This is a genomic window from Ochrobactrum sp. SSR (genome assembly GCF_030067775.1).
GTDB lineage: Bacteria > Pseudomonadota > Alphaproteobacteria > Rhizobiales > Rhizobiaceae > Brucella > Brucella teleogrylli.
This window is the reverse complement of sequence record NZ_CP125971.1, coordinates 173,408-196,807: the sequence shown is the minus strand read 5'-3', so window position 1 is coordinate 196,807 and position 23,400 is coordinate 173,408. Positions and strand designations below refer to the sequence as shown.

The window sequence follows — 23,400 nt, the reverse complement described above, 5'->3', positions numbered from 1 at the left end:
CTAGAGGAGAGAACATTATGAGCGCTGTGAAGAAGCCTTTTTTGATACTCGACCGCCGCCGCTTCCTGCAAAGCGCAGGCGCTATGGCCGCTGCTGCCGGAACCACCTCGCTTGGCCTTTCCCGCGCTTTCGCGGAAGAGCCTGCAAAGCCGAAAGAACTCATCGTGCGCGCCTGGGGCGGCAGCTGGGTCGATGCGCTGAAGGCGGGCGTTTCCGATCCATTTACGGCGAAGACCGGCATTTCAATCCGCCACGATCTGACGGAAGACAATGAAATTCAGCCGAAGCTTTGGGCAGCGGTAGCGCAGAAGCGTATTCCGCCGATCCATGTCAACTGGGATACGACGACCAATGCAACCAAATCGGCATTGCGTGGCGTGACGGAAGATCTGTCGGACCTGTCCAATCTGAAAAACACTACCGATCTTGCCAAGCCGGTCGGCCTCGACGGTTATCCGATCGTCAATACCTATGGCTATGTCTATGTGCTGGCTTATCGCCCGGAAGCATTCCCGGATGGCCCGCCGAAGTCGTGGCATGCTCTGCTTGATCCGAAGTTCAAGGGACGCATCGCGCTTTACAATGACGGCATTGGTTTCCACTTCCCGGCACAGGTTGCCGGGGGCGGCAAGCTGGAAGACATTCCGGGCAATATGCAGGCAGCCTGGGATTTCATCGCCAAGGTGAAGCAGCAGCAGCCTCTGCTCGGTGAAGACCCGGATTTCACCACCTGGTTCCAGAAGGGTGAAATCGATCTCGCCTGCACCATTTCGACCAATGCGCGCGAAGCCCAGAAGAACGGCGTCAAGATCGACTGGACCGTGCCTGAAGAAGGCGCGAAGTTCGACACCGATGGTTTGTGGATTCCAAAGGGTCTGCCGGAAAACGAGCTCTACTGGGCCAAGGAATATATCAACTTCGCTCTGACCAAGGATGCGCAGCAGGTCTGGCTCGACGGCCTCGGCCTGCCGGGTGTGGTGCCGGGTCTGACGCCGCCCGCCGATCTGGTGAACGATCCGGCTTATCCGACCAAGGACGAGGATTTCAAGCATCTCATCCGCATCTCGGCCAAGGTACAGGTTGAGAACGAGAGCGAGTGGTTCTCCAAGTTCAAAGCGATCATGCAGGGCTGATCCAGCTCGATAGACAACAAGGATCGCCCGAAAAGGGCGATCCCCATGCCCGATATCTCAAGGCAAATATTCAGGAATTGAAACATGCGAGCGGCACGCTCTGCCTATCCGGTGGTTTGGCGTATCATGGATGCGCTGGAAGCAATTGCAGCCTTTATATGGCCCGCGCGGTTTAACCGTGCTGTGCCCTATCTGATGCTGTTTCCGGCCATCGTGTTGGTGGGCTTGCTGGTGCTCGGCCTGATCCAGATAGCAGACACCAGCCTGCGTACGCTCGACACGTCAACCTTCCTGATGTCGGACTATTACACGCTCGCCAACTACAAGCGCGCCCTGACGGAATCCCTCTTTGCGACAGTCGCCTGGCGCAGCCTTCTGGGATCTCTCGTCGTTACACTTTTCACGCTCATTCTGGCGTTTCCCTATGCCTATCTGATGGTCAGAACGCCTTCGGCGGCCTTGCGTAAATTCCTGCTGATAGCGCTTTTCCTGCCATTCTTCATCGGGCAGGTGGTCCGCGCTTATGGTTGGCTCATCATTCTGGGCAATCAGGGCATGGTGAACGAGGCGCTCGGTCTCGTCGGTATCCCACCCTTGCGCCTGCTTTATAACTATCCGGCAGTTCTGTTCGGACTTGTGCAATATATGCTGCCATTCGCGGTCCTGATGCTGGCGCCGGCGCTGACGGCCATACCAGAAGAAATGGAAGCGGCGGCAAGTTCGCTTGGTGCGAACTGGATGCGGACATTTGCGCATGTTGTGCTGCCCATGGCGCGTCCCGGCCTGATTGGCGCGGGGCTGGTGGTGATGACGCTTTCGCTGACCGATTTTGCCATTCCGGCAATCCTTGGTGGCGGCTCTCAGGACTTTATCGCCAACGCCATTTATGACCAGTTCTTCCGCACATCCGATCAGGGGCTGGGCGCGACTTTGGCGCTGCTTCTGGTCGGTGTCGGTTCCATTCTTGTCGGGATCGTCTTTACCCTGTTCGGTGCGGGAACGCTCGCCATGGGGAGGGCGCGCAAATGACCGCTCCATTGTCCAAGTCTGTCGTTATCTGGACCTTTGTAATTGCGGTGCTGGTGCTTCTCTCTGCACCAACAATCGTGGTTCTTGGAGCGTCCTTCACGTCGGGCAATATGATCACCTTCCCGCCCGAAGGGTTTTCCTTGAAATGGTATCAGAAGATCGTCGGGACAAGCGATTTGTGGGATGCATTCCTGCGTTCCCTCTACGTGTCCTTCATCTGTACCATCGTCGCTATTCCTGTCGGAACGCTGGCCGGTATCGCACTGGCCAAATATGCGGTGCGCTTTGAAAAGACGATCCAGATCTATCTGCTGTTGCCCTTCACGATCCCGCTGATCGGTTCTGGTATCGGCCTGATGCTGGTCTTCGGGAATGCCGGTATTCTGGGTCAACTTTGGCCAGTCGGGATTGCAGCCTGCGTCATCAATCTGCCTTTCATGATCTGGGCTGTGACGGCAAGTGCGGCCAATCTCGATGCTGACCTTGAACTGGCCGCCGCAAATTGCGGCGCAGGGCCGATATCGACATTTTTCTTTGTGACGCTCCCGGTCGTAGTGCCGGGTGTAATCAGCGGATCGCTGCTGATGTTCATTCTGGCGCTCAACGAATTTCTGGTGAGCCTGCTTCTGGTTGACGCCCGTATCGTCACCCTGCCGGTGCAGATTTACAATTCGATCCGATCCATCATCACGCCTGACCTCGCAGCGATTTCTGTGGTTTTCATCGCCTGCGCCGCGTTTGCTATCTTCCTGCTCGACCGTCTGGTCGGGCTCGACATTTTCCTGAAATCGAAATGATCAGCTGCGTCCCCAACGCAGCGAGCAAGGAGCCGACTATGTCCGATATAACCTTTCACGAACTGGCAAAGCTGGACGACGCCAAGCGCGCGGAGCTTTTGAAGCGTTCGGAAACCGATCTCTCAGGCTTTATCGAGAAAGTGAAACCGATCATCGAAGCCGTTCGCACGGATGGCGACGCCGCATTGGTGCGGTTTGCACGTGATTTCGACAAGGCCGAAGTCGATCCTGCCAACATCAAGGCAACCGAGGCGGAATTTGACGCTGCTTTCGACAAGGTCGAAAAAGATGTGATCGAAGCCATTCAATTCGGCATCGACAATATCCGTCACTTCCATGAAGAGCAGAAGCCGGAAGCGATGTGGCTGAAGGAAATGCGTCCCGGCGCCTATGCTGGCGACCGCTTTACGCCCATCCGTTCGGTAGCGCTCTACATCCCGCGCGGGAAGGGCGCATTTCCGTCTGTCACCATGATGACCGCAGTGCCTGCTGTGGTTGCCGGTGTGCCGGAACTGGCGATCGTTACCCCGCCGACGCCGGATGGCTCGGTCGATGCCGCCACGCTCGTCGCTGCACGTCTGGCCGGTGTCGAAACCGTCTATAAGGTTGGCGGCGCGCAGGCCGTTGCAGCGGTTGCTTATGGAACGGAGACCGTGAAACCTGCGCTTAAAATCGTTGGTCCGGGTAGTCCATGGGTTGTCGCCGCGAAGCGCCTCCTTGGTGGTGTCATCGATCCGGGTCTCCCCGCAGGTCCTTCCGAAGCAGTGATTTTCGCCGACGATACCGTCAAGGGCGGTCTGGCCGCGCTCGACCTTTTGATCGAAGCCGAGCACGGTCCGGATTCATCTGCATGGCTTGTTACGCATAGCCGTCGTGTGGTGGAAGAAGCGCTAGCCGCTCTGCCGGATCATTGGGCACGCATGACGGAGCAGCGGGTTGGTTTTTCCAAGACCGTTCTGACCGGCAAATATGGTGGTATCGTCCTGACCTCATCGGTCGAGGAAAGCTATCGCTTCATCAATGATTACGCGCCCGAACATCTGGAGCTTCTTTCGACCGACCCGTTTGCGCATCTTGGCCACATTACCGAGGCTGCGGAAATCCTCATGGGGCCGCATACGCCGGTGGTTATCGGTAATTTCGGCCTCGGACCCAATGCCGTGCTGCCAACCAGCCGCTGGGCGCGCACCTATGGCCCGCTTTCTGTGACCGATTTCGTCAAGCGTTGTTCCATCGGCTATGTGACGGCTTCCGCTTATCCGGAATTCGCCAAGCACGCCCGCACGCTCGCCCGTTATGAAGGCTTCTCGTCTCACGAAAATGCCGTTTCGGAAATCCGCAAAGACTATCTTTAAGAAAGTGCGCGCAATGAAAGCGGTCCGGCTTTATGCGTCCAAGGATCTGCGGGTCGAAAATATCGACCCGCCAACGGTGCTTGAGCCGGGCTGGGTCCGGCTGAAGGTTTCCGCTGCGGGAATTTGTGGTTCTGACCTGCACAATTTCTCCACCGGCCAGTGGATCAGCCGTTCGCCTTCGGTTGCGGGGCATGAATTTGCTGGCGTCGTGACCGAGACTGGAACAGGTGTGAGCGGGTTCAAGCCGGGCGATACGGTCATTGCCGATTCCAGATATTGGTGCGGCGAATGCCCGGCTTGTGCGAGCGGTCGACACAATGTCTGTTCCACTCTCGGTTTTATCGGTGAAGTCTGCGATGGTGGCTTCGCTGAGGAGACGGCGCTACCTGCGCGGCTCCTTGTCCATTATGCTCCCGACATCAACCCGGTTGTCGCCGCGATGGGCGAGCCGCTTTCGGTTGCGTTGCATGCCATTCGCAAGCAGCGTGTGCCGTCCGGCGAGGCAGTTCTGGTTGTGGGGTGTGGACCGATTGGCGGGCTTGTGGCTTTATTGCTTTCCCGTTTGCACGACGGGCCGGTGTTGGTCTGTGATCGTAATGAACAGCGCGTTGAACTGGTTTCGAGAGTAACCGGCGCAATCAAGGTGGAACTCGACAAGCCTGCTCTGGAGCGTGCGCTTTCAGGTAAAACCTTGCGTTATGCCATTGATGCGACGGGCAATATCGCCGTTTTGAACGCGATCATCGATGTCCTGTCCGGTGGTGGTTCTCTGGCGCTCGTCGGGATTTCGCACGGCAAGATCGAGCTTGATCCAAATATTCTGGTTGAGCGGGAAATCAGTCTGATCGGTTGTCATGCCTATCAGGACGAACTTCAGGAAATAGCGGCTTTGCTGCCAGAACTGGAGGCATCGTTGGTGAAACTGATCGACCGCGAGATTTCACTTGATGAAGTGCCGGAGGCTTATGACCGCTTGCTGGCGGGCCAGGCCGAAGGACTGAAAACGATCATACGGATAGGAGCATAGTCGCGTCATGAGCTCTGCCGGTAAATCGGATGCGGATCATCGTTCGGCGATGGAATTGCCCGAAACGGCAGGGCCCCTTTACGAGAAGGTGAAGGCCCAGGTTCTCGAAAATATTCGGTCAGGACGCTGGCCTGGCAATTTTCGCCTGCCATCCGAGCATGAGCTTGTAGAGGCGCTTGGCATCTCCCGCATGACCGTCAACAGGGCGCTGCGCGAGCTGACCGATCAAGGCATTTTGAAGCGTATTCAAGGTGTTGGTACATTCGTTTCACCGCCTAAGCCCGAAACGACGTTGATCGAAGTGGTGAACATTGCCAACGAGATTGCGGCGCGGGGCGCGACGCATCGCGCGCAGGTGGTGGCGCTCGATATTGTGCAGCCGGATGCGGCGCTGCTGAACGCGTTCGAACTGCAAAGCCCGATAGCTGTCGCGCATTCAATCATCGTACATTTCGAAAACGATGTGCCCGTGCAACTGGAAGAACGCTTCGTCAACACGCAACTGGTGCAGGATTATGAACTGCAAGATTTCCGCACCATGACGACCTATGATTATCTGCAGAAAAGCACACCGATGACGGAAGTCGAACAGGTGATCTCAGCGGTGACTGCGAATGCGCAGATTGCCGACTTGTTGCAAATCGAGGTCAATGCAGCCTGCCTCCACCTCGACCGTCGCACATGGACCAGAGAGACGGTCGCGACCGTCAACAAGCTGATCTATGCGGGTGATCGCTATCGCTTGGGCAGTCGCTACAAGCCTGAAATTTACAGATAGTCCACCGGGTTATCGATACTCAGCGCGTTCGAACCATCTCGATATTGCTATGCTGAATGCGTGCTTTGAGCAAATCCTGCCGCGAGACCAGACCGACGACTTTGTGTGACTGCGGGACGAGAATGGGAATGCGTGGAATGCCGCTCATAACCATCAGATCGGCGACCTCGCCAAGCGACGTCGAGGTGAAGGCTGTGGGTTGCGAGGCGTCGGAGAGGGTTTCGGCAAGCGATGCGGCCACCGGAGCGCCCGACACCTGCCATTGCAGAACTTCCGATCTGGAAACAAGACTGAGCAAGCGCCCGTCATCGCTCAGAACAGGATACGCTCTGTGGTGTGCGTCTTTCGTGAAAAATGCAATCGTCTCGTCAATCGGCTGTTTTCCCGACAGACATTCCGGCGCAGGCGTCATGACGTGCGCAGCCTGTAGAAATGCAAACGGGTCTACCGAATATTACTGCAAGATATGGCGTCCGCGGCGCGCAATTTTCTCTGTCAGAATGGAGCGGTTGAGAATGAGGACGCTGACGGCATAGGCTGACACTGACGCGGCAATGGTCTCGGGCAGGGCGACGAAATGACCGGTCAGTTCGACCGCGAAGATGGTGCTCGTCAGTGGCGCGCGCATTGCGCCGCTTAATATACCGGCCATGCCGATCATGGCCCAGAAGCCTGCGCCGCCAGACAGGAACTGCTCAATCAGTCCACCCAGTGCACCGCCAAGCAGAAGAAGCGGGGCGAGGACGCCGCCTGACGTGCCGGAGCCAAGCGCAATCAACCAAACTGCCGCCTTGACCACCAACAGCAATGCGATTGCCTTCATGGTCATGGAACCATCCAGCAATTGTTGGATGCTGGCATAGCCTGCACCGAGAACATGCGGATCGATCAACCCTCCGATGCCGACCGCGACGGCTCCAAGTGCTGGCCACCACATCCAATGGACTGGCAACTCTGGTTTGCCTAGCTGATGGGCAGGCCGGTCTCGGATTTCATCGTGCGCAACGCGATTTCGGATTGCACGCGGGCGACCTGCGGATGGGGTAGCAGCACGAGATGAATGAAATCGGCAAAGGCGGAAAGGTCCTTGGCGACAATAATCAGCACATAATCCGCATCGCCGGAAACCGAATAGGCTTCGCGCACTTCTTCATGTCGGGTCAGAAAGCTGACGAAGGATTCATCGGTGCGTTCGTTATGGGTCGATAGATTGACGCGTGTGATGGCGCGCAATCCGTAGCCCAGCTGTGCCGCATCAAGCCTCGCAGAATAGCCCTGAATGATGCCTTCCTGCTCCAGCCGCGTGCGGCGACGCGAGCATTGGGATTGTGACAGATTGACCAGTTCAGAAAGCTCCGCATTGGTCAAGGACGCATCGCGCTGCAATGTTTGCAAGATTGCACGATCAAAGGAATCAAGCGTAATTTCGTGCATGAAACGTCCTTCCGGCTCATAATTTGTGCAAATCTTCGCTAAGATTGCCACATATTGCAAGCACTTCGCGCGGGTCAGCTCATAGAATCTTCTCAATTTAAGGAGGATTCAAAATGGGACCATATCCGCACGACGCAGCCAAAGCCGAAATCAACGAAGCAAATCCCGCGGGAACGGACGGTTTTGAATTCGTGGAATTCGCGCATCCCGAACCAGAAAAGCTCGATATATTGTTCCGCCAGATGGGCTTTCGTCCTGTTGCCAGGCATCGCAAGAAGGATATCGTTCTCTATCGTCAGGGCGACATCAACTATCTTCTGAACCGTGAGCCCAACAGCCACGCTGCATCCTTCGTTACAGACCATGGCCCTTGCGCGCCTGCAATGGCGTGGCGCGTGGTAGACGCGGGCCATGCGCTGCGCCGCGCAGTAGAACTTGGCGCGGAAGAATACCGTGGCGACGGCAAGTCGCTGGATGTTCCGGCCGTTATCGGTATTGGCGGCTCACTGCTCTACTTCGTGGAAACCTATGGCGAAGACGGTTCATGCTATTCGGCGGAGTTCGAATGGCTCGGAGAGGTCGATCCGAAACCGGAAGGTTTCGGCTTCTATTACCTCGATCATCTCACGCATAATGTGGTGCGCGGGAATATGAATACGTGGTACAAATTCTACCACGACACCTTCAATTTCCGGGAGATACGCTATTTCGACATCGCCGGAAAAATGACGGGGCTGACCAGCCGTGCATTGACATCGCCCGACGGGAAAATCCGTATTCCAATCAATGAAAGCGCCGATGATCACAGCCAGATCGAGGAGTATCTTCGCGAATATAAGGGCGAGGGCATTCAGCATATAGCAATCGCCAGCAATGATATTTATGGCGGTACGGATGCGATTTCAGCACAGGGGCTGGAATTCATGCCCGGTCCTCCGGACATCTATTACGAAAAGTCCAAGGCGCGCGTCAAAGACCACAAAGAGCCGCTCGACAAGCTGAAACGGCGCGGCATTCTCATCGATGGCGAAGGTGTTCTGGGCGGTGGCGAGACGCGCATACTGCTGCAGATTTTCTCAAAAACCGTCATCGGGCCGATCTTTTTCGAATTCATTCAACGCAAGGGCGACGACGGCTTTGGCGAAGGCAATTTCAAGGCCCTGTTCGAATCCATCGAGGAAGATCAAATCCAGCGCGGTGTGCTCAGCAATGTGCAGAAACCGCATCAAGATAAGCGTGTGGCGGAGCGCAACGCATGAGCGACGCCTGGCGTTCCTACGCCGGGGCGCCTGAGAACGGCACCATCATTTGCGCGTCGTCGGACATTTCCGATGGTTACACAAAATGTCTGGTTCTGCGCGCTGATGGGAAGGAATTTCCGCTTCTTCTCATCAGGCGGGACGGAATCGTGCGCGGCTTTGTCAATGCTTGTCCGCATCAATATCTGCCATTAAACTACCGATCAGATGCAATACTCTCAACCGATGGTGCGCGTCTCCTCTGCACAGCACACGATGCGACGTTCGACGTTGAGAGCGGAAAATGCTTGTCTGCCGGACTTGATGGACTTGATGCGGTTCCTGTAGCCGATGATGAAAACGGGAATATCGTCATCCGCGAACGGCAGTAAACAAGCAACGGGAGGAAATCATGCCGAATACAATTCGCCTGCATCGCGTCATTGCAGCCAAGCCGGAAAAAGTTTTCCGAGCCTTTGTTGAGCCGGATGCCATAGCGAGCTGGTTGCCGCCTTACGGATATCTTTGCACTGTCCATGAACTGGATGCAAAAGCTGGCGGCAGCCATAAAATGTCGTTCCGCAATTTCACGACGGGCCACGGCCATTCGTTTGGCGGCACGTATCTTGAAGTGGTTCCCGGCGAGCGCCTTGTCTACACGGACAAATTCGACGATCCGAACCTCCCGGGTGAGATGAAGGTTACGGTCGCGCTGAAAGCCGTGTCTGTTGGAACCGAAATCAGCATCACACAGGAGGGGGTGCCAGACATTATTCCTACAGAAGCCTGTTATCTTGGCTGGCAGGATTCTCTTCATAAACTCGCAAAGCTGGTCCAGCCTGAGATTAATGAATAGCGCTATATGAGTATGCGTTGCTGATGGAATGCCGGTGAGGGCCGTTCGTTCACATCAAACGCTACTTTTCATCAGCCGAGTGCTTTATTCTGATATCTAGCTTGCGAAGCACTCGGCTTTGTATTCTCACAAAAGTATCGGGCCGCTGGATAGCAAATACTTATTTTATAAAACCCTAACTTTTCTTGGCAATTTTTCTTGCCTTAACGCAACTGCGCCCTACCCTCCCTCTCTGTCCGATTGTGGCTTGGAGGGCAGTATGCAGTGGCTTCAGTCCGTTTTTGAGCAGGCACCGGAGATAGCACTATTTCTATCTCTGGCTGGCGGTTACGCGCTGGGAAAAATACATTTTGGGAAGTTTCAGCTGGGTGGCGTCGCTGGGTCGCTGCTTGTAGCGGTCGTGATCAGTCAAGTCGGTGTCCATATCGACAATGGGGTGAAGGCAGTGCTCTTCGCCCTTTTCATTTACGCCGTCGGTTTCGAAAGCGGTCCGCAATTCTTCCGGTCGCTTGGGCGTCAATCTCTTCGAGAAATTGCGATGGCCGCGGTGCTGGCGATCAGCGGATTGGTGACGGTGGTTGTCCTGGCGCGTATGTTCGGCCTCGACAAAGGCCTCGCAGCCGGCATTGCCGCAGGGGGCCTGACACAGTCAGCCATCATTGGCACCGCCAGTTCGGCGATATCGAAATTGGGTCTGGCCGCCGATGAAGTTCAGCGATTACAGGCCAATGTCGCCGTTGGCTACGCGGTCACCTATATTTTCGGCTCGTTCGGTGCAATCCTGGTTTGCGTCAATCTGCTGCCAAAATTCATGGGACGTAGCATTCGCGACGATGCCATCAAGGCGGAAGCGGAACTTCTTGCCGGTATTCGGCTGCTCGGCCCCAATGAGCAGGAAGCTGCGCCTGACCTTGTCGGGCGTATCTATCAGGTAGACAAAGCTGCCGGAAAAACCGTCGCGGAAATCGAGGCCAAAACCTCTATAGACAATTCCATCACGATTGAACGCGTCAAACGCGCAAACAAGATCATCGGTGTTGCACCGGATCTCAAGCTCGAAACCAATGATATCATATTGATTGTCGGACGCCGCACCGGCGTTGTGACATTGGGCAATGAGCTTGGTTCCGAACTACAATCATCCGATGGTATGGATGTCATCGTCGCTATTCGCGATGTGACCATCACAGCGCCCGAATTCGTCGGAAAGTCGGTTGCCGATATTAAACAACATATAAGTGCCGACCTCCGTCACGGTATTTATGTGATTGGTGTCAAGCGGGCCGATAAACCACTGCCGCTCAAGCCCGATACCGTTATCGCGGCTGGCGATGTCGTTTCTCTTTACGGAACGGATCAGGACTTGCAGCGTGTTTCAAGCTCGATTGGGCCGGTTATCGTTGTCAGCGACAAGACGGATTTTGTCTTCCATGGACTTGGAATTGCAGCTGGCCTTTTGATCGGCCTTGCCGTCATTCGTTTTGGGTCGATCCCGCTGACACTGGGAAGTGGCGGTGGCGCACTGTTGTCGGGCCTGTTGTTTGGCTGGTACCGCAGCCGCAATATGGCAATCGGCAATATGCCAACGGCGGCTTCGACGCTTCTGCGCGATCTCGGTCTTGCGGGTTTCGTCGCCGTTGTCGGTCTCCAGTCGGGGCTACAGGCGGTTCAAACGATCGTCAGTAGCGGTCTGTCGATCTTCCTGATTGGTGTGGTGGTGACCATTCTCCCGCTCATCATCACCATGCTATTTGGGCGCTATGTTCTCAAATATGACAACGTAGCCGTTTTCGCCGGTGCGCTGTCTGGTTCGCGCAGCGCAAATCCTGCCTTTGGCGAAATTCTGGATAAGGCCGGCAACTCGATACCAACCACTCCATTCGCAATCACCTATGCGCTTGCCAACGTGTTCCTGACCTTGCTCGGGCCACTGGTAGTCGCGTTTTCCTGAGGAATAGATCATGGCGAAGAATGAATATAGCAAATATGCGAAGCTGAGCCCGTTTGAGCTAAAGGACGCGCTGATCGAACTTGCCTCCAGCAAAGCAAACCATGCCATGCTGAATGCAGGTCGCGGCAATCCGAATTTTCTGGCCACCTTGCCGCGCCGGGCTTTCCTGCGTCTGGGCCTGTTCGCTGTCGCAGAAGCCGAGCTATCTTATTCCTATCTCTCGACGGGCGTCGGCGGACTTCCCAAGATTGAGGGTATCGAAGGGCGGTTTCAGCGCTTTATTTCCGACCATAGCGATCAGCCGGGCGTCCAGTTTCTGGGACGGTCGCTTTCCTACGTCCGTGACCAGCTGGGCCTTTCTCCGTCCGAATATCTTCATGAAATGGTGGAAGGCATTCTCGGCTGTAACTATCCGGTGCCGCCGCGTATGCTGAAAATCAGCGAAGAGATAGTGAAGCATTATCTCGTCCGCGAAATGATCGGCGGCTATATGAGCTCCGATAAACTCGATCTGTTTGCGGTTGAGGGCGGAACGGCCGCTATGACCTACATCTTCGACACATTGAAGCAGAACAAAATTCTTGCCGAAGGCGACACGGTTGCAATCGGTATGCCCGCCTTCACGCCTTATATCGAAATTCCGGAACTCAACAATTATCGGCTGAAAGAAGTGCACATCAACGCGGACCCGAAACAGGGTTGGCAATATCCCGAAGCCGAGCTGAACAAGCTGCTCGACAAATCGGTCAAGGTCTTCTTCCTGATTAACCCCAGCAATCCACCTTCGGTTAAAGTGGATCAGCGCGGGCTGGAGCAGATCGCCAAGATCGTCAAGGAAAAGCGTCCTGATCTCATTATCCTGACCGACGATGTGTACGGCACATTTGCCGATGATTTCAAATCGATCTTCGCAATATGCCCGTACAACACCATGTTGGTTTACTCGTTCTCGAAATATTTCGGCGCAACGGGCTGGCGCCTCGGCGCAATCGCGATGCAGAAGGACAACGTGCTGGACGCAAAGCTGAAGGATTTGTCGGGATCGGCCAGGAAGGAACTGGATCAGCGCTATTCATCGCTGGTGCCCAATGTTTCAAAACTGAAATTCATCGACCGTCTTGTCGCCGATAGCCGCACAGTCGCCCTCAACCACACTGCGGGTCTTTCCACACCGCAGCAGGTCCAGATGGTTCTGTTTTCCCTATTCGGTCTGATGGATGAAAAGGATGCCTACAAGGCAGAGTTGAAGAAACTGATCCGCAATCGCGAGGCTGCATTGTATCGCGAGCTTGGACTGGAACCGCAGAGCGACGTCAATGAAGTGGATTATTACACACTTCTCGATCTGGAAGACATCGCGGGCCGACTCTATGGCGACGAGTTTGCTGCATGGGTCAAGAAGAACATATCGCCAACTGAGCTCTTGTTCCGGATTGCCGACGAAACCGGTATCGTTCTCTTGCCGGGCACAGGCTTTGGTACGCAGCAACCGGCTGGCCGCGCATCGCTCGCCAATCTCAACGAGTATGAATATGCAGCCATCGGGCGCGCATTGCGGACGATGGCTGACGAAGTCTATCAAAAGGAATTCAAATCCAAGAAATGATCGGGTGCAGCTTGGCCTTGAGCCAACGCTGCCTTTTGAAACCAAAACGCCGGTCTGTTTCACGCAGATCGGCGTTTTCATGAGGCGCCCCAAATTCATCATACAAGTTTTGACGAAATAGACGATAACACTGATAACTCGTATCACCTGACTTGTGAGCACTCCACGGGCCTGCTACCACAGGAGTACGGAAAACAATGTGCAGGACCGCGATGATGGCAACAAGAAGCAATGAAACATCTGCCCGTCCTGCGGGCAATCTTGTTGTCAAAGTCAGTGGCGAGCTGAAAAAACTGATCCAGTCCGGTGAGTTCAAGCCGGGAATGAAACTGCCCAGCGAAGCAAAGCTGACTGAAGCCTATGGAGTCAGCCGCACGGTTATTCGCGAGGCGGTGGCTGCCCTGCGAGCCGACGGGCTCGTCGAGGCCCGGCAGGGAGCCGGGGTTTTTGTGCTTGAGGCGCAATCAGCGGAAACTCTGCCATTTCACAACCTAGATTATGACCGGGTTTCATCGGTCATTGAGCTGCTCGAGCTGCGCACAGGCGTAGAAGTAGAGGCTGCAGGACTTGCAGCGCTGCGTCGCTCTCCCCAACAGGAAGAGGCTATCATCAACTGCCACCGGCAAGTAGTCACCTGCCTGGAAGCTGGACAACCGACAGCGGAGGCGGATTTCGCGTTGCATCTGGCGATTGCTGATGCGGCCAACAATCCTCGCTTTCGCGAGTTCCTGACGATGATCGGCAGCGGTGTTATTCCGCGTGCGGCTTTACAGTCCCAGTCAGATACAAATTCTGCCGATTATATCGCGCGTATTCATGAGGAGCACTCCCAGATCATCGAGGCCATTTCCAATGGTGACGAAGAGGCTGCACGGTCGGCAATGCGGCGGCACTTGAAGGGGAGTCAGATGCGATACCGCAGCATTCTCAGGCAAGTTCGCTCTAACTTATAATATAAGTTATTGACATATAATATCTGAATACGCTAGGTCATATGCAGACATCAAAAAAGGGGTCAACATATGGAACCGCAGCAGATCAAGGAAAAGCTAGGAGCAGGATTGCTCTCCTTCCCGGTAACGCATTTCGATGCCGAGGGGCAGTTTGCGCCGGAAAGCTATAAAGCCCATGTAGAATGGCTTTCGGGCTTCGATGCACCGGTATTGTTCGCCGCCGGCGGCACCGGCGAGTTCTTTTCTCTGCGCCCGAGTGAAATTCCGACCATCGTGTCTGCGGCAAAGGAGGCCGCTGGCAACAGCGGCACAGCGATTGTTTCGGGCTGCGGCTATGGGACGGAAATGGCGATTGAAATTGCCAAGTCGGCTGAAAAGGCTGGAGCGGACGGCATATTGCTTCTGCCACATTATCTGATCGATGCGCCTCAGCTGGGTCTTTACGAACATGTCAAGCGTATCTGCCAGTCGATTGGCATCGGCGTCATGGTCTATAATCGTGATAATGCTATTCTTCAGGCCGACACGCTGGCTCGCTTGTGTGATGAGTGCCCCAATCTTGTCGGTTTCAAGGATGGTGTGGGCGATATCGGGCTCGTTCGCCAGATTACGGCCAAGATGGGCGATCGCCTGACCTATCTGGGCGGGATGCCGACGGCGGAACTCTTCGCCGAAGCCTATCTGGGCGCCGGGTTCACGACCTATTCTTCAGCCGTTTTCAACTTCGTTCCTGGTCTGGCGGTGGAATTCTATCGTGCCCTGAGGGCGGGTGAACGCGCCACATGCGAGCGTATTCTCAACGAGTTCTTCTATCCGTTCATGGCAATCCGCAACCGGCAGAAGGGTTATGCCGTGGCTGCCATCAAGGCAGGCGTGCGTCTTCAGGGCTTCAAAGCCGGGAAGGTTCGGTCTCCGCTTTGCGATCTGACCAGAGAGGAAGAAGGCCTTCTCGAAGCGCTCATCGGTAAATATAGCCGCAAACAGGCGGCTTGAGCGATCAAGAGGAAAAACCGCGGGTCCATCACCCGCGGTTCCTTTATAAGACGCAATAAAGGCCGCGTTTACAGTGACGCGGCCATTTCTTTCAGGCGTTCACAGGCCTTGGTCAGTTCTGCTTCAGAAGCGGCAATGGACACGCGGATGAAGCCGGGCGCGCCAAAAGCGATACCAGGCACGCTGGATACGCCAAAATCATTGAGCAGATATCCCGCAAGATCAGTGTCGCTTTCTAACGTCGCGCCTGCGGGGGTCGTTTTGCCAATCAGTCTGCTGACACCGATGAACGCATAAAATGCGCCGTCCGGCTGGCGGAAGTCGATATTGGGTATTTCCGACAGATGGGTTGCGACAAGATCGGCGCGACGACGAAAAGTCTGTGCCGCTTCGTGCACAAAGCTCTGGTCGCCATCGAGTGCTGCTTTTGCGGCCGCCTGCGCAATGCTGCAAACGGATGTGACGCTTTGCGACTGCATCTTGTTGATCGCTGCAATGAGCGCCTTTGGACCTGCTGCATAGCCAACTCGCCAGCCCGTCATCGCGTAGGCTTTCGAGACACCGTTGACGATGAGAGTTCGTTCCCGCAATTGCGGGCAGACGCTGCCGAAGGAAACGAAGGGATGGTCGCGTAGCAAGATGTGCTCGTATATCTCATCGGAAAGGATGAGAATACGCGGGTGTTTTTCCAGCGCTGTCGCGAGCGTCTGATATTCCGCAGCGCTGTAGATCGCGCCGGTGGGATTGGATGGCGAGTTCAGCATCAACCAGCGCGTGCGTGGTGTGATGGATTTCTCAAGATGTTGTACTGTCAGTTTGAAATCATCTTGCGGCCGGCATTCAACATAGACCGGTGTGCCGCCATGCAAGGAAACGATATCGCCGTAAGAAACCCAGCAAGGTGTGGGGATAACCACTTCGTCGCCCGGTTCGAGCGTGGCGAGGAACGCATCGAACAAGATCTGTTTTGCGCCATTGGCGACGGTCAGCTCTTGCGGTGAAAAATCAAGATGATTGTCACGCTTGAACTTGGCGATAATCGCGGCGCGAAGCGCTTCGGTTCCGGCTGCTGCTCCGTAACGAATACCGCCGGCATTGACCGCTGTGCAGGCAGCATCGAGAACATGGCGCGGCGGTTCAAAATCCGGCTCGCCCAGCGACAAATCGATAATGTCTCGCCCCTCGGCACGCAGCTTTTTGGCGGCCATCGAAACAGCCATGCTCGGCGATGACTGGATGCCCGCCGATCGTCTATTTTCATATTGCATTACAATGCTCTTGTTTGTGGGTCGGGAAAGGGAAGCCGCCCTAAAGGCGGCTTCTGACAGGATCTGCTGGTCAACCATTCACGACATAATCGAATTCTCTGTCGCGCTGCTTGGCCTCCGGGCACCGTTCATCCGCAGCGCCATAGCCGCCGCCGCCCGGCAATTGCAGGATCAGCCTGCGTCCTGCTGGGACATGCTGCCGGCCCTTGGCGTTGAGCACCGAACCGTCATCGAGCAGGACGGCGCCCGGTGCGCCGTTCTCGCCACCTTCACGCCCGCGCGGCGGGTGTTTGATGCGATCAAACATGGCATTGAAGTAGATCTCATGTCCGTCAGTCGGCGCGATCTCGACAACCTGACCAAGCCCGCCACGGAATTTTCCGGCGCCGCCGGAACCGTCGCGTAATTCCTTGCGCCAGAAAATAACCGGACCGACATGTTCCGTCGCCTCGATGGACATCGAATGAACACCGCTTGGAAAAGCGGTGGCGCTCAGCCCGTCGAGATGGGAGCGGGCACCGGCTCCACCGCTGTTGAACAGAAGAACCTCGGCACGCTGGCCGCCGTCTTTGGGGGCCTTGTCGCCGGAAAGCGGACGCGCACTAACATGAAGGTTCCAAAGCGCGCCTGAGCCTTCCGCTGGTACTCGACCGGGCAGCATCTTATGGACAGCGCCAAGCACTGCATCGGGCACCAGATGGCCGAGCACGTGGCGGACGGAAACGGGGGCAGGGTGCTGCGCGTTCAAGATACAATCCTTCGGCGCAATCACCTTGAAGGGGAGAAGCGATGCGTGATTGTTCGGGATTTCCGGCGCGATCGAGCATTTCAGGCCGTAACAGGCATAGGCAGCTGAATAGATCAGCGGGCAATTGATACCTTTGGGGCTTGGTGCAGATGTGCCGTTGAAGTCCGCAAGTATGTGATCGGCATGGACGTCGATACGCACCGCGATATCGATAGGATCGCCGTAACCGTCAACCCGCATCACGTTGGAATAAGTGCCGTGCGGCAATGCCGCCAGCTTTTCAAGCGTTGCATCATAGCTGCGTTTGAAGATGAATTCGGCCAGCCCTTCCAGATCGTCGAGCCGAAACTCATCCATCATATCCATCAAGCGGCGATGCCCGATTTCGTTGCAGGCGGCGAGGGAATAGACGTCGCCGACGACCTGATGGCTTTCGCGAACATTGTTGCGCAAAATGTTCACGAGATCCTTGTTGACCACCCCGCGTTCCGCGAATTTCATGATCGGTACAAAGATGCCTTCCTCATAAACTTCGTTGGCATCGGGGCCAAAACCACGTCCGCCCACATCCACCACATGGGCGGTGCAAGCGAAGAAACCTGTCAGCGCGCAATCGCGAAAGCTTGGTGATACGACGGTGAAATCGTGCAGGTGACCGGTGCCTTTCCACGGGTCGTTGGTGATGTAGACATCACCTTCGAAGATATTCTCGCGCCCGATATCGTTGATGAAATGGCCAACCGCTTCCGCCATCGCATTCACATGGCCGGGCGTGCCGGTCACGGCCTGCGCGATCATTTGCCCGGCGCGATTGAACACGCCAGCTGAAAGATCGCCGGATTCACGCACACTGGTGCTGAAGGCTGTACGAATGAGCGTTACGGCCTGTTCTTCAACGACCGAGATCAGGCGGTTCCACATGATCTGCATGTGGACATCGGAAATAGGTTTCACTGACATGGGTAAACTCCTTCAGGCAGCCTTGGCGCGCAGCAACAGGCAACCATCGGCCTGCATGATCGCTTCGCGGCTTGAGGTCACGATGGTCGATGTCTCGCGTTCTGTGATGACGGCTGGCCCGGCGATCCAGTCACCCGGTTTCATATCGCTGCGATCAACCACGCTTGCGTCAAGGAAACGTTCTTCAAGAACGTCGAACACCTTGCGCTTGCCGGATATTGTTGCGGTTGATTGTTTCGTGACAGGTTTGGCGGGGGTTGGTACCGCAGCATCTGCGCTGGCGCGCAGCGACCAGCTGACAATTTCGACATCCAGCCCATCGATTACGCGACCGAAGAAGCGTTCATAGCACTCATCAAAAAGCGAGCTGAAAAGTGAGGCATCCGCTTGAGTATAATCACGAACTTCGATGGTGACCGGCACTTCCCATCCCTGACCAACGTAGCGCATATAAGCAGTGCATTCGAGTGAAGGATTGGCGCTGGGTGCGCCCGAGCGCACGAAGGAGGTTGCTTCCTGCACCAGCTCGGCAATCACAGTATTGATCGCATTGGCGTCGAAGCGGCTGATGCGGCTATAAGCGCTGCGGACCGATTCAAAACCAAAAGGCGCACGCAGGAAGCCGATTGCAGAGCCGACACCGGCGCCAGGCGGGATCAGCAGATCATTGACACCAAGCTTTTCGCAAAGCCGCGCGGCATGAACTGGGGCCGCGCCGCCAAAGGCGATCATGGTGAACTCGGAAAGTTCCTTGCCGTTTTCCACCGCATGCATACGCGCGGCGTTGCTCATGTTCTCATCGACAACTTCGCTAAGACCATAAGCCGAGGTTGCGATATCTGAACCCAGCTTGCTGCCAATATCTGCATCCATGGCGTTTTCGGATGCCGAGCGCGACAGTTTCATCGACCCACCAGCAAAGCTGTCGGGATCAAGGCGACCGAGGATAACATCGGCGTCGGTTACGGTTGGGTTGACACCGCCGCGGTCGTAGCAAGCCGGTCCCGGTTCGGAGCCTGCGCTATGAGGACCGACGCGGATCTGACGCATGGAATCGACGGTTGCAATCGAACCGCCGCCTGCGCCAATCTCAACCATTTCGATGACCGGGATAGAGATTGGCATGCCGCTGCCCTTCTTGAAGCGATAGGTACGCGCCACTTCGAAGGTCTTCGACGTTTTCGGCGTCTGCTGTTCAATCAGGCAGATTTTTGCGGTAGTGCCGCCCATATCGTAGGACACGACCTGATCAAGCTTGTGATTGGCTGCGATATGGGCTGCGAAAATCGCGCCGCCCGCCGGTCCGGATTCAAGCAGACGAACGGGAAACTCAATGGCACTGTCGACACTGATAATGCCACCGCCCGAGTGGATCATAAAGACCGGTGCAACAAGCCCTTCATCGTGAAGACGGCCTACCAGACGATTGAGGTAAGAGGCCATCAAAGGTTTGACATAGGCATTGGCACAGACGGTATTGAAGCGTTGAAACTCACGCATCTGCGGCGAGACTTCCGACGAAATCGATACGGAAAGATCAGGCTTTCTGGCCAGCAGTCTGTCGCGGAAACGGCGCTCATGTTCGCCATTGAGATAGGAGTGGATGAAGCCGACAGCGATACTCTCATAGCCTTGCGCAACGATGCGATCACAAAGCGCTTCCATCTCGCTCTCATCCAGAGGCTTAAGCGCTTCGCCGCTTGCACCCATGCGCTCATCAAGGACGAACCGGTCGCTGCGGTCGACCAACGGGACCGGGAGGACGATATCAAGATCATATTGCTCGAAGCGGCTTTCGGTGCGCATTTCGATCACGTCGCGAAAGCCTTTGGTCGTGACGAGCGCCGTTTTTGCACCGCGACGCTCGATCAGAGCGTTTGTCGCAAGAGTGGTGCCATGGATCACCGTATCGATCTGGTTCAGCGCTATCCCAGCCTTTTCCGCTACCTCGCGAATGGCTTTGACAATTGCATTTTCAGGAAACGCGTAATCGGTCAGAACCTTGGTTGAGTGCAGTGTCGAACCAACCTCCATCGCCACATCGGTGAAGGTTCCGCCAATGTCGACGCCAACCCTGATCAGTTTGCCATCTATCGTCATGTCTTGCCTAACTCCCAAGATCAGATTCTATGCGTTAAGTGCGGGGCCGGGCTGGAAGGCCACGGTTCATGCACGTGTTTCCTCGTACCGACAGGTGGTGCCTGCCGGTTCATAAATGTTGTTTGCGGTGCCTCGGCTAACTCGGAACGTTCAGACGTTCACCAGTCAGTCTGTGGTTAGTTCTTGCCGGTGAAGTCCACTCCATCAAGGGTGGTCGGCAGCTTTGCGCGATCCACACCGATCCACTTTTTGTAAAGACCGTCGAGTGAACCGTCCGCCGTATGGCGCGTGACAAAATCATTTAGATAGTCGAGCATTTCCTGATCGCCCTTGCGTACCGCCATTGCCTGGAAATTGTCAGCGACTTTGTATTTGCGACCGTAGTTGCCGCTGTTGCCAGTTTTGTCGATCACCAGCCCATAGGTCACGCTGCCCAGAATGGCATCGACCTGACCCGACAGGAGCGCCTGCACGGTAGTCGCATCATCATCGAAGCGCTTGATCTGCGTGTTGGCGGGCGCGACCTTTTTCAGGACCGGTTCGAAAACGCTGCCGCGATTAACGCCGATGATGTATTTACCCAGATCATCATTGCCCTTAATATCAACGTCGTTCTTGCCCCAGACAGTGATGTCATTGGAGGAATAGGGAATGGCGAATTGAATGACCTTGGCGCGCTCTGGCGTGATGGTCATGGATGGAACGAGAAAATCGACCATGCCATTGGTGAGAAGCGGAATACGGTTCTGACCGGTAATGCGCTCGAACTTGATCTGAACGCCCAGTTCCTTGGCAATCAGGTCAGCAACATCGACGTCATAGCCTCCATTTTTGCCGTTCTCATCGATAAAGCCCCATGGAAACTGGTCCATCTGCACGCCGATGGTAACGGTGCCCTTGGCCTTGATTTCCTCGGGCGTAGCGGCGCCAGCTGCTGTGGCGATGCACACGGACGCGAGCAGGCCGAGCGCAAAGCCGAGTGAAGCCTTGGAACGAGCGAAACTTGAATTGAACATGTTCTTACCTCTGGTTGTTTTATTGTTATTCAACGGGATGCATTCATCCGCTTTTCAATCCGGGCGCTGTAATAGGTGAGCGGAATGCAGATCACGAAGTAGACAAGACCGACAGCGCCGTAGACTTTGAGTGGCTCGAAAGTGATGTTGGCCATCAGCTGACCCGAGCGTGTGAGTTCGGTCAGGCCGAGCAGAGCCGCAAGGGCGGTGCCCTTGATCAGATTGACGAGGAAGCCAATCGTTGCGGGCAGGCCGATGCGAAAGGCTTGGGGAAGCACGACATCCGACATGCGGCGGATATAGCCGATACCAAGCGCGCGGGCCGCTTCATCCTGCCCTGCCGATACGGCCTCGATACTGCCCCGCCAGATTTCACCGAGAAATGCACTGGTATGGAGCGAAAGACCGATGATCAGCGCGACCCAGACATCGACACGAATGCCGAGCAACGGCAGGCCGAAATAGACGAAGAAAAGCTGGATCAGCAGCGGTGTGCCCTGAAAGATCTGGATATATGTCGCCATGAAATAGCGAAGCCATTTCTTGTTGCTGGTGCGTCCAAGGGCCACGATGAGACCACAGGCACCACCGAAGACGAAAGCGAGGAGTGACAGGATTACTGTCCAGCGAGCCCCTTCAAGAATGAACAGGAATTCTGCAAAGCCGAAACTGCGTATCATCGGTCTGCCTCACTTCGTCGGATAGGAAAAGTAAGTTCTGCCAATGAGTTGGAGAACAAGGGAAAAGAACTGCGAAAGCGCGAGATAGATAACGCCGAGTGCGAAATAGACTTCGAAGCTGCGGAATGTCTCGGAATCGATCATTTGACCGACATAGGTGAGTTCTTCCGCGGAAACTGAAGCCACCAGGCTGGAATTGAGCATCATCAAAATGAACTGGCTGCAAAGCGCTGGGTAAACCGCGCGAATGGCTGGCCGAAAGATGATGAAGCGATAGACGTCAAGTGTGTGAAGACCAAGCGCCCGTCCTGCTTCCACCTGCCCCTTCTTGATGGAGTCCACCCCACCGCGCACGATTTCGGCAGCATAAGCTGCGCAATTGAGCGTCATGGCGAGAATTGCCGCCTGTGTGGCTGTCAAGGTGACGCCAAGGGAAGGCATTCCGAAGAAGATGAAAAATACCTGCACCAGAAACGGCGTGTTGCGGATCAATTCGATATAGGCAAATGCCACCCGGGATACGGTTCGTATCGAGCTCATGCGCATCAACATGAAGACAATGCCGAGCATCAAACCAAGCGCCATCGAGATGGAGGATATCTTTAGGGTTTGTAATGCGCCGCTTAGCAGCAGCGGCCAGGCCGCCAGAACCGGCCCCATGTCGAAACTATATTGCATTGGCAAGCTCCCGTTATTTCGTCTGGTTCCCCTTTGTGGTTAGTGATTGAGGATCTGGCCCAGAAATGCCTTGGCGCGTTCGTGCTTGGGATTGCCGAAAAACTCTGCAGGAGGGGCGCTTTCGATAATCTCCCCGCGATCCATGAAGATGACACGGTGCGCAACGGCGCGCGCAAAACCCATTTCATGTGTTACGCAGATCATCGTGATACCGTCGTCCGCAAGCGAGATCATGGTATCGAGGACTTCTTTCACCATTTCAGGATCAAGCGCTGATGTGGGTTCATCGAACAACATGATCTTTGGCCCCATGCAAAGCGCGCGAGCAATGGCCACACGCTGCTGCTGACCTCCGGAAAGCTGGGCTGGATATTTGTTGGCCTGTTCGGCGATATGCACCCGCTTGAGAAAATGCATGGCCTTTTCTTTGGCCTCGGCTGTTGAAGCTTTATGTACGCGGCGCGGCGCCAGCATACAGTTTTCGAGTACGGTCATATGGGGGAAAAGGTTGAACTGTTGAAACACCATACCGACGTCGCGCCGGATATGATCGACATTGGCCCCTTTGTTGCCTAGTCGTGTTCCATTCACATCGATGGTGCCGTCCTGAATCTCTTCAAGATGATTGATACAGCGAATAAGCGTTGATTTACCCGAACCGGAAGGGCCGCACAGAACGATATGTTCGCCCCGCTTCACGTGTAGATCCACATTCTTGAGTACGTGAAGCTGGCCATACCATTTATTGACCGCGCTCAGCGTGATGGCTTGTTCAGACATCTATCTCTCGCTTCATATGT

The 23,400-nt window shown here is 55.4% G+C and carries 23 protein-coding genes; 13 read left to right on the top strand and 10 right to left on the bottom strand.

All coding sequences use genetic code 11. The features are described 5' to 3' along the window. Positions 1 to 17: 17 nt before the first annotated feature. From QLQ11_RS18370 to hutC, 6 genes are all read left to right on the top strand, one after another. Entirely contained in the window at positions 18 to 1,133 is a 1,116-nt protein-coding gene (locus QLQ11_RS18370) for an ABC transporter substrate-binding protein (RefSeq protein ID WP_109366059.1), read from the top strand. 84 nt (positions 1,134 to 1,217) lie between these two features. Next, entirely contained in the window at positions 1,218 to 2,162 is a 945-nt protein-coding gene (locus QLQ11_RS18365) for an ABC transporter permease (protein ID WP_283735258.1), read from the top strand. After that, a complete protein-coding gene (locus tag QLQ11_RS18360; protein ID WP_283735259.1) occupies positions 2,159 to 2,959 on the top strand; it encodes an ABC transporter permease in 801 nt (266 codons plus the stop codon). Before QLQ11_RS18365 ends, QLQ11_RS18360 begins: the two co-directional genes overlap by 4 nt. A gap of 38 nt (positions 2,960 to 2,997) precedes the next feature. Further along, positions 2,998 to 4,314 carry a histidinol dehydrogenase gene (gene hisD, locus QLQ11_RS18355; protein ID WP_121537980.1) on the top strand — a complete coding sequence of 439 codons (1,317 nt, stop codon included), beginning with the start codon at positions 2,998 to 3,000 and terminating at the stop codon, positions 4,312 to 4,314. Between the two features lie 13 nt (positions 4,315 to 4,327). Continuing rightward, entirely contained in the window at positions 4,328 to 5,341 is a 1,014-nt protein-coding gene (locus tag QLQ11_RS18350) for a zinc-binding dehydrogenase (RefSeq protein ID WP_121537797.1), read from the top strand. A 7-nt stretch (positions 5,342 to 5,348) separates the two neighbouring features. Next, on the top strand, positions 5,349 to 6,119 hold the full coding sequence (hutC, locus tag QLQ11_RS18345) for a histidine utilization repressor (protein ID WP_109366055.1): 771 nt from the start codon (positions 5,349 to 5,351) through the stop codon (positions 6,117 to 6,119). A 19-nt stretch (positions 6,120 to 6,138) separates the two neighbouring features. Here the strand turns inward: hutC and QLQ11_RS18340 are convergent, their stop codons facing one another. From QLQ11_RS18340 to QLQ11_RS18330, 3 genes are read right to left on the bottom strand one after another with little or no spacing between them, the layout of a single operon-like run. Continuing rightward, a complete protein-coding gene (locus tag QLQ11_RS18340; RefSeq protein WP_283735260.1) occupies positions 6,139 to 6,531 on the bottom strand; it encodes a CBS domain-containing protein in 393 nt (130 codons plus the stop codon). Between the two features lie 42 nt (positions 6,532 to 6,573). Further along, entirely contained in the window at positions 6,574 to 7,071 is a 498-nt protein-coding gene (locus tag QLQ11_RS18335; protein ID WP_283735261.1) for a chloride channel protein, read from the bottom strand. 11 nt (positions 7,072 to 7,082) lie between these two features. Further along, on the bottom strand, positions 7,083 to 7,553 hold the full coding sequence (locus QLQ11_RS18330) for an Lrp/AsnC family transcriptional regulator (protein WP_121537799.1): 471 nt from the start codon (positions 7,551 to 7,553) through the stop codon (positions 7,083 to 7,085). A gap of 113 nt (positions 7,554 to 7,666) precedes the next feature. Here QLQ11_RS18330 and hppD point away from each other — a divergent pair, with 113 nt between their 5' ends. The 7 genes from hppD (at position 7,667) to kdgD (ending at position 15,150) form a co-directional block, all read left to right on the top strand. Continuing rightward, on the top strand, positions 7,667 to 8,812 hold the full coding sequence (gene hppD, locus QLQ11_RS18325) for a 4-hydroxyphenylpyruvate dioxygenase (protein ID WP_121537801.1): 1,146 nt from the start codon (positions 7,667 to 7,669) through the stop codon (positions 8,810 to 8,812). Beyond that, positions 8,809 to 9,183, top strand: coding sequence for a Rieske 2Fe-2S domain-containing protein (locus tag QLQ11_RS18320; RefSeq protein WP_121537803.1), 375 nt, complete (start codon positions 8,809 to 8,811; stop codon positions 9,181 to 9,183). The genes hppD and QLQ11_RS18320 overlap by 4 nt, the downstream gene beginning before the upstream one ends. A 20-nt stretch (positions 9,184 to 9,203) precedes the next feature. Continuing rightward, positions 9,204 to 9,647, top strand: a complete 444-nt coding sequence (locus QLQ11_RS18315) for an SRPBCC family protein (protein WP_121537805.1) — start codon at positions 9,204 to 9,206, stop codon at positions 9,645 to 9,647. A 259-nt stretch (positions 9,648 to 9,906) separates the two neighbouring features. Further along, entirely contained in the window at positions 9,907 to 11,598 is a 1,692-nt protein-coding gene (gene aspT / locus QLQ11_RS18310; protein ID WP_121537807.1) for an aspartate-alanine antiporter, read from the top strand. 10 nt (positions 11,599 to 11,608) lie between these two features. Next, positions 11,609 to 13,204, top strand: a complete 1,596-nt coding sequence (locus QLQ11_RS18305) for a bifunctional aspartate transaminase/aspartate 4-decarboxylase (protein WP_283735262.1) — start codon at positions 11,609 to 11,611, stop codon at positions 13,202 to 13,204. A gap of 212 nt (positions 13,205 to 13,416) precedes the next feature. Next, positions 13,417 to 14,157 carry a FadR/GntR family transcriptional regulator gene (locus tag QLQ11_RS18300; protein WP_371830806.1) on the top strand — a complete coding sequence of 247 codons (741 nt, stop codon included), beginning with the start codon at positions 13,417 to 13,419 and terminating at the stop codon, positions 14,155 to 14,157. A 69-nt stretch (positions 14,158 to 14,226) separates the two neighbouring features. Then, positions 14,227 to 15,150 carry a 5-dehydro-4-deoxyglucarate dehydratase gene (kdgD, locus tag QLQ11_RS18295; RefSeq protein WP_124915431.1) on the top strand — a complete coding sequence of 308 codons (924 nt, stop codon included), beginning with the start codon at positions 14,227 to 14,229 and terminating at the stop codon, positions 15,148 to 15,150. Between the two features lie 68 nt (positions 15,151 to 15,218). Here kdgD and QLQ11_RS18290 read toward each other — a convergent pair whose 3' ends face one another. The 7 genes from QLQ11_RS18290 to QLQ11_RS18260 form a co-directional block, all read right to left on the bottom strand. After that, positions 15,219 to 16,418, bottom strand: coding sequence for a pyridoxal phosphate-dependent aminotransferase (locus QLQ11_RS18290; RefSeq protein ID WP_121537813.1), 1,200 nt, complete (start codon positions 16,416 to 16,418; stop codon positions 15,219 to 15,221). Between the two features lie 70 nt (positions 16,419 to 16,488). After that, positions 16,489 to 18,126: a hydantoinase B/oxoprolinase family protein gene (locus QLQ11_RS18285; RefSeq protein ID WP_121537815.1), complete on the bottom strand. Its 1,638-nt coding sequence runs from the start codon at positions 18,124 to 18,126 to the stop codon at positions 16,489 to 16,491. Between the two features lie 12 nt (positions 18,127 to 18,138). Next, positions 18,139 to 20,226 (bottom strand): hydantoinase/oxoprolinase family protein, encoded by a 2,088-nt coding sequence (locus QLQ11_RS18280; protein WP_283735263.1) that lies wholly within the window; start codon positions 20,224 to 20,226, stop codon positions 18,139 to 18,141. Between the two features lie 176 nt (positions 20,227 to 20,402). Next, positions 20,403 to 21,242, bottom strand: coding sequence for a transporter substrate-binding domain-containing protein (locus QLQ11_RS18275; RefSeq protein WP_109366043.1), 840 nt, complete (start codon positions 21,240 to 21,242; stop codon positions 20,403 to 20,405). A 29-nt stretch (positions 21,243 to 21,271) separates the two neighbouring features. Beyond that, positions 21,272 to 21,922 (bottom strand): amino acid ABC transporter permease, encoded by a 651-nt coding sequence (locus tag QLQ11_RS18270; RefSeq protein WP_109366042.1) that lies wholly within the window; start codon positions 21,920 to 21,922, stop codon positions 21,272 to 21,274. A 9-nt stretch (positions 21,923 to 21,931) separates the two neighbouring features. Next, the gene (locus tag QLQ11_RS18265; RefSeq protein WP_283735264.1) at positions 21,932 to 22,600 is read right to left on the bottom strand and encodes an amino acid ABC transporter permease; all 669 of its coding nucleotides are present in this window, start codon (positions 22,598 to 22,600) and stop codon (positions 21,932 to 21,934) included. A gap of 39 nt (positions 22,601 to 22,639) precedes the next feature. After that, the gene (locus tag QLQ11_RS18260) at positions 22,640 to 23,380 is read right to left on the bottom strand and encodes an amino acid ABC transporter ATP-binding protein (protein ID WP_124915438.1); all 741 of its coding nucleotides are present in this window, start codon (positions 23,378 to 23,380) and stop codon (positions 22,640 to 22,642) included. Between the last annotated feature and the right edge of the window lie 20 nt (positions 23,381 to 23,400).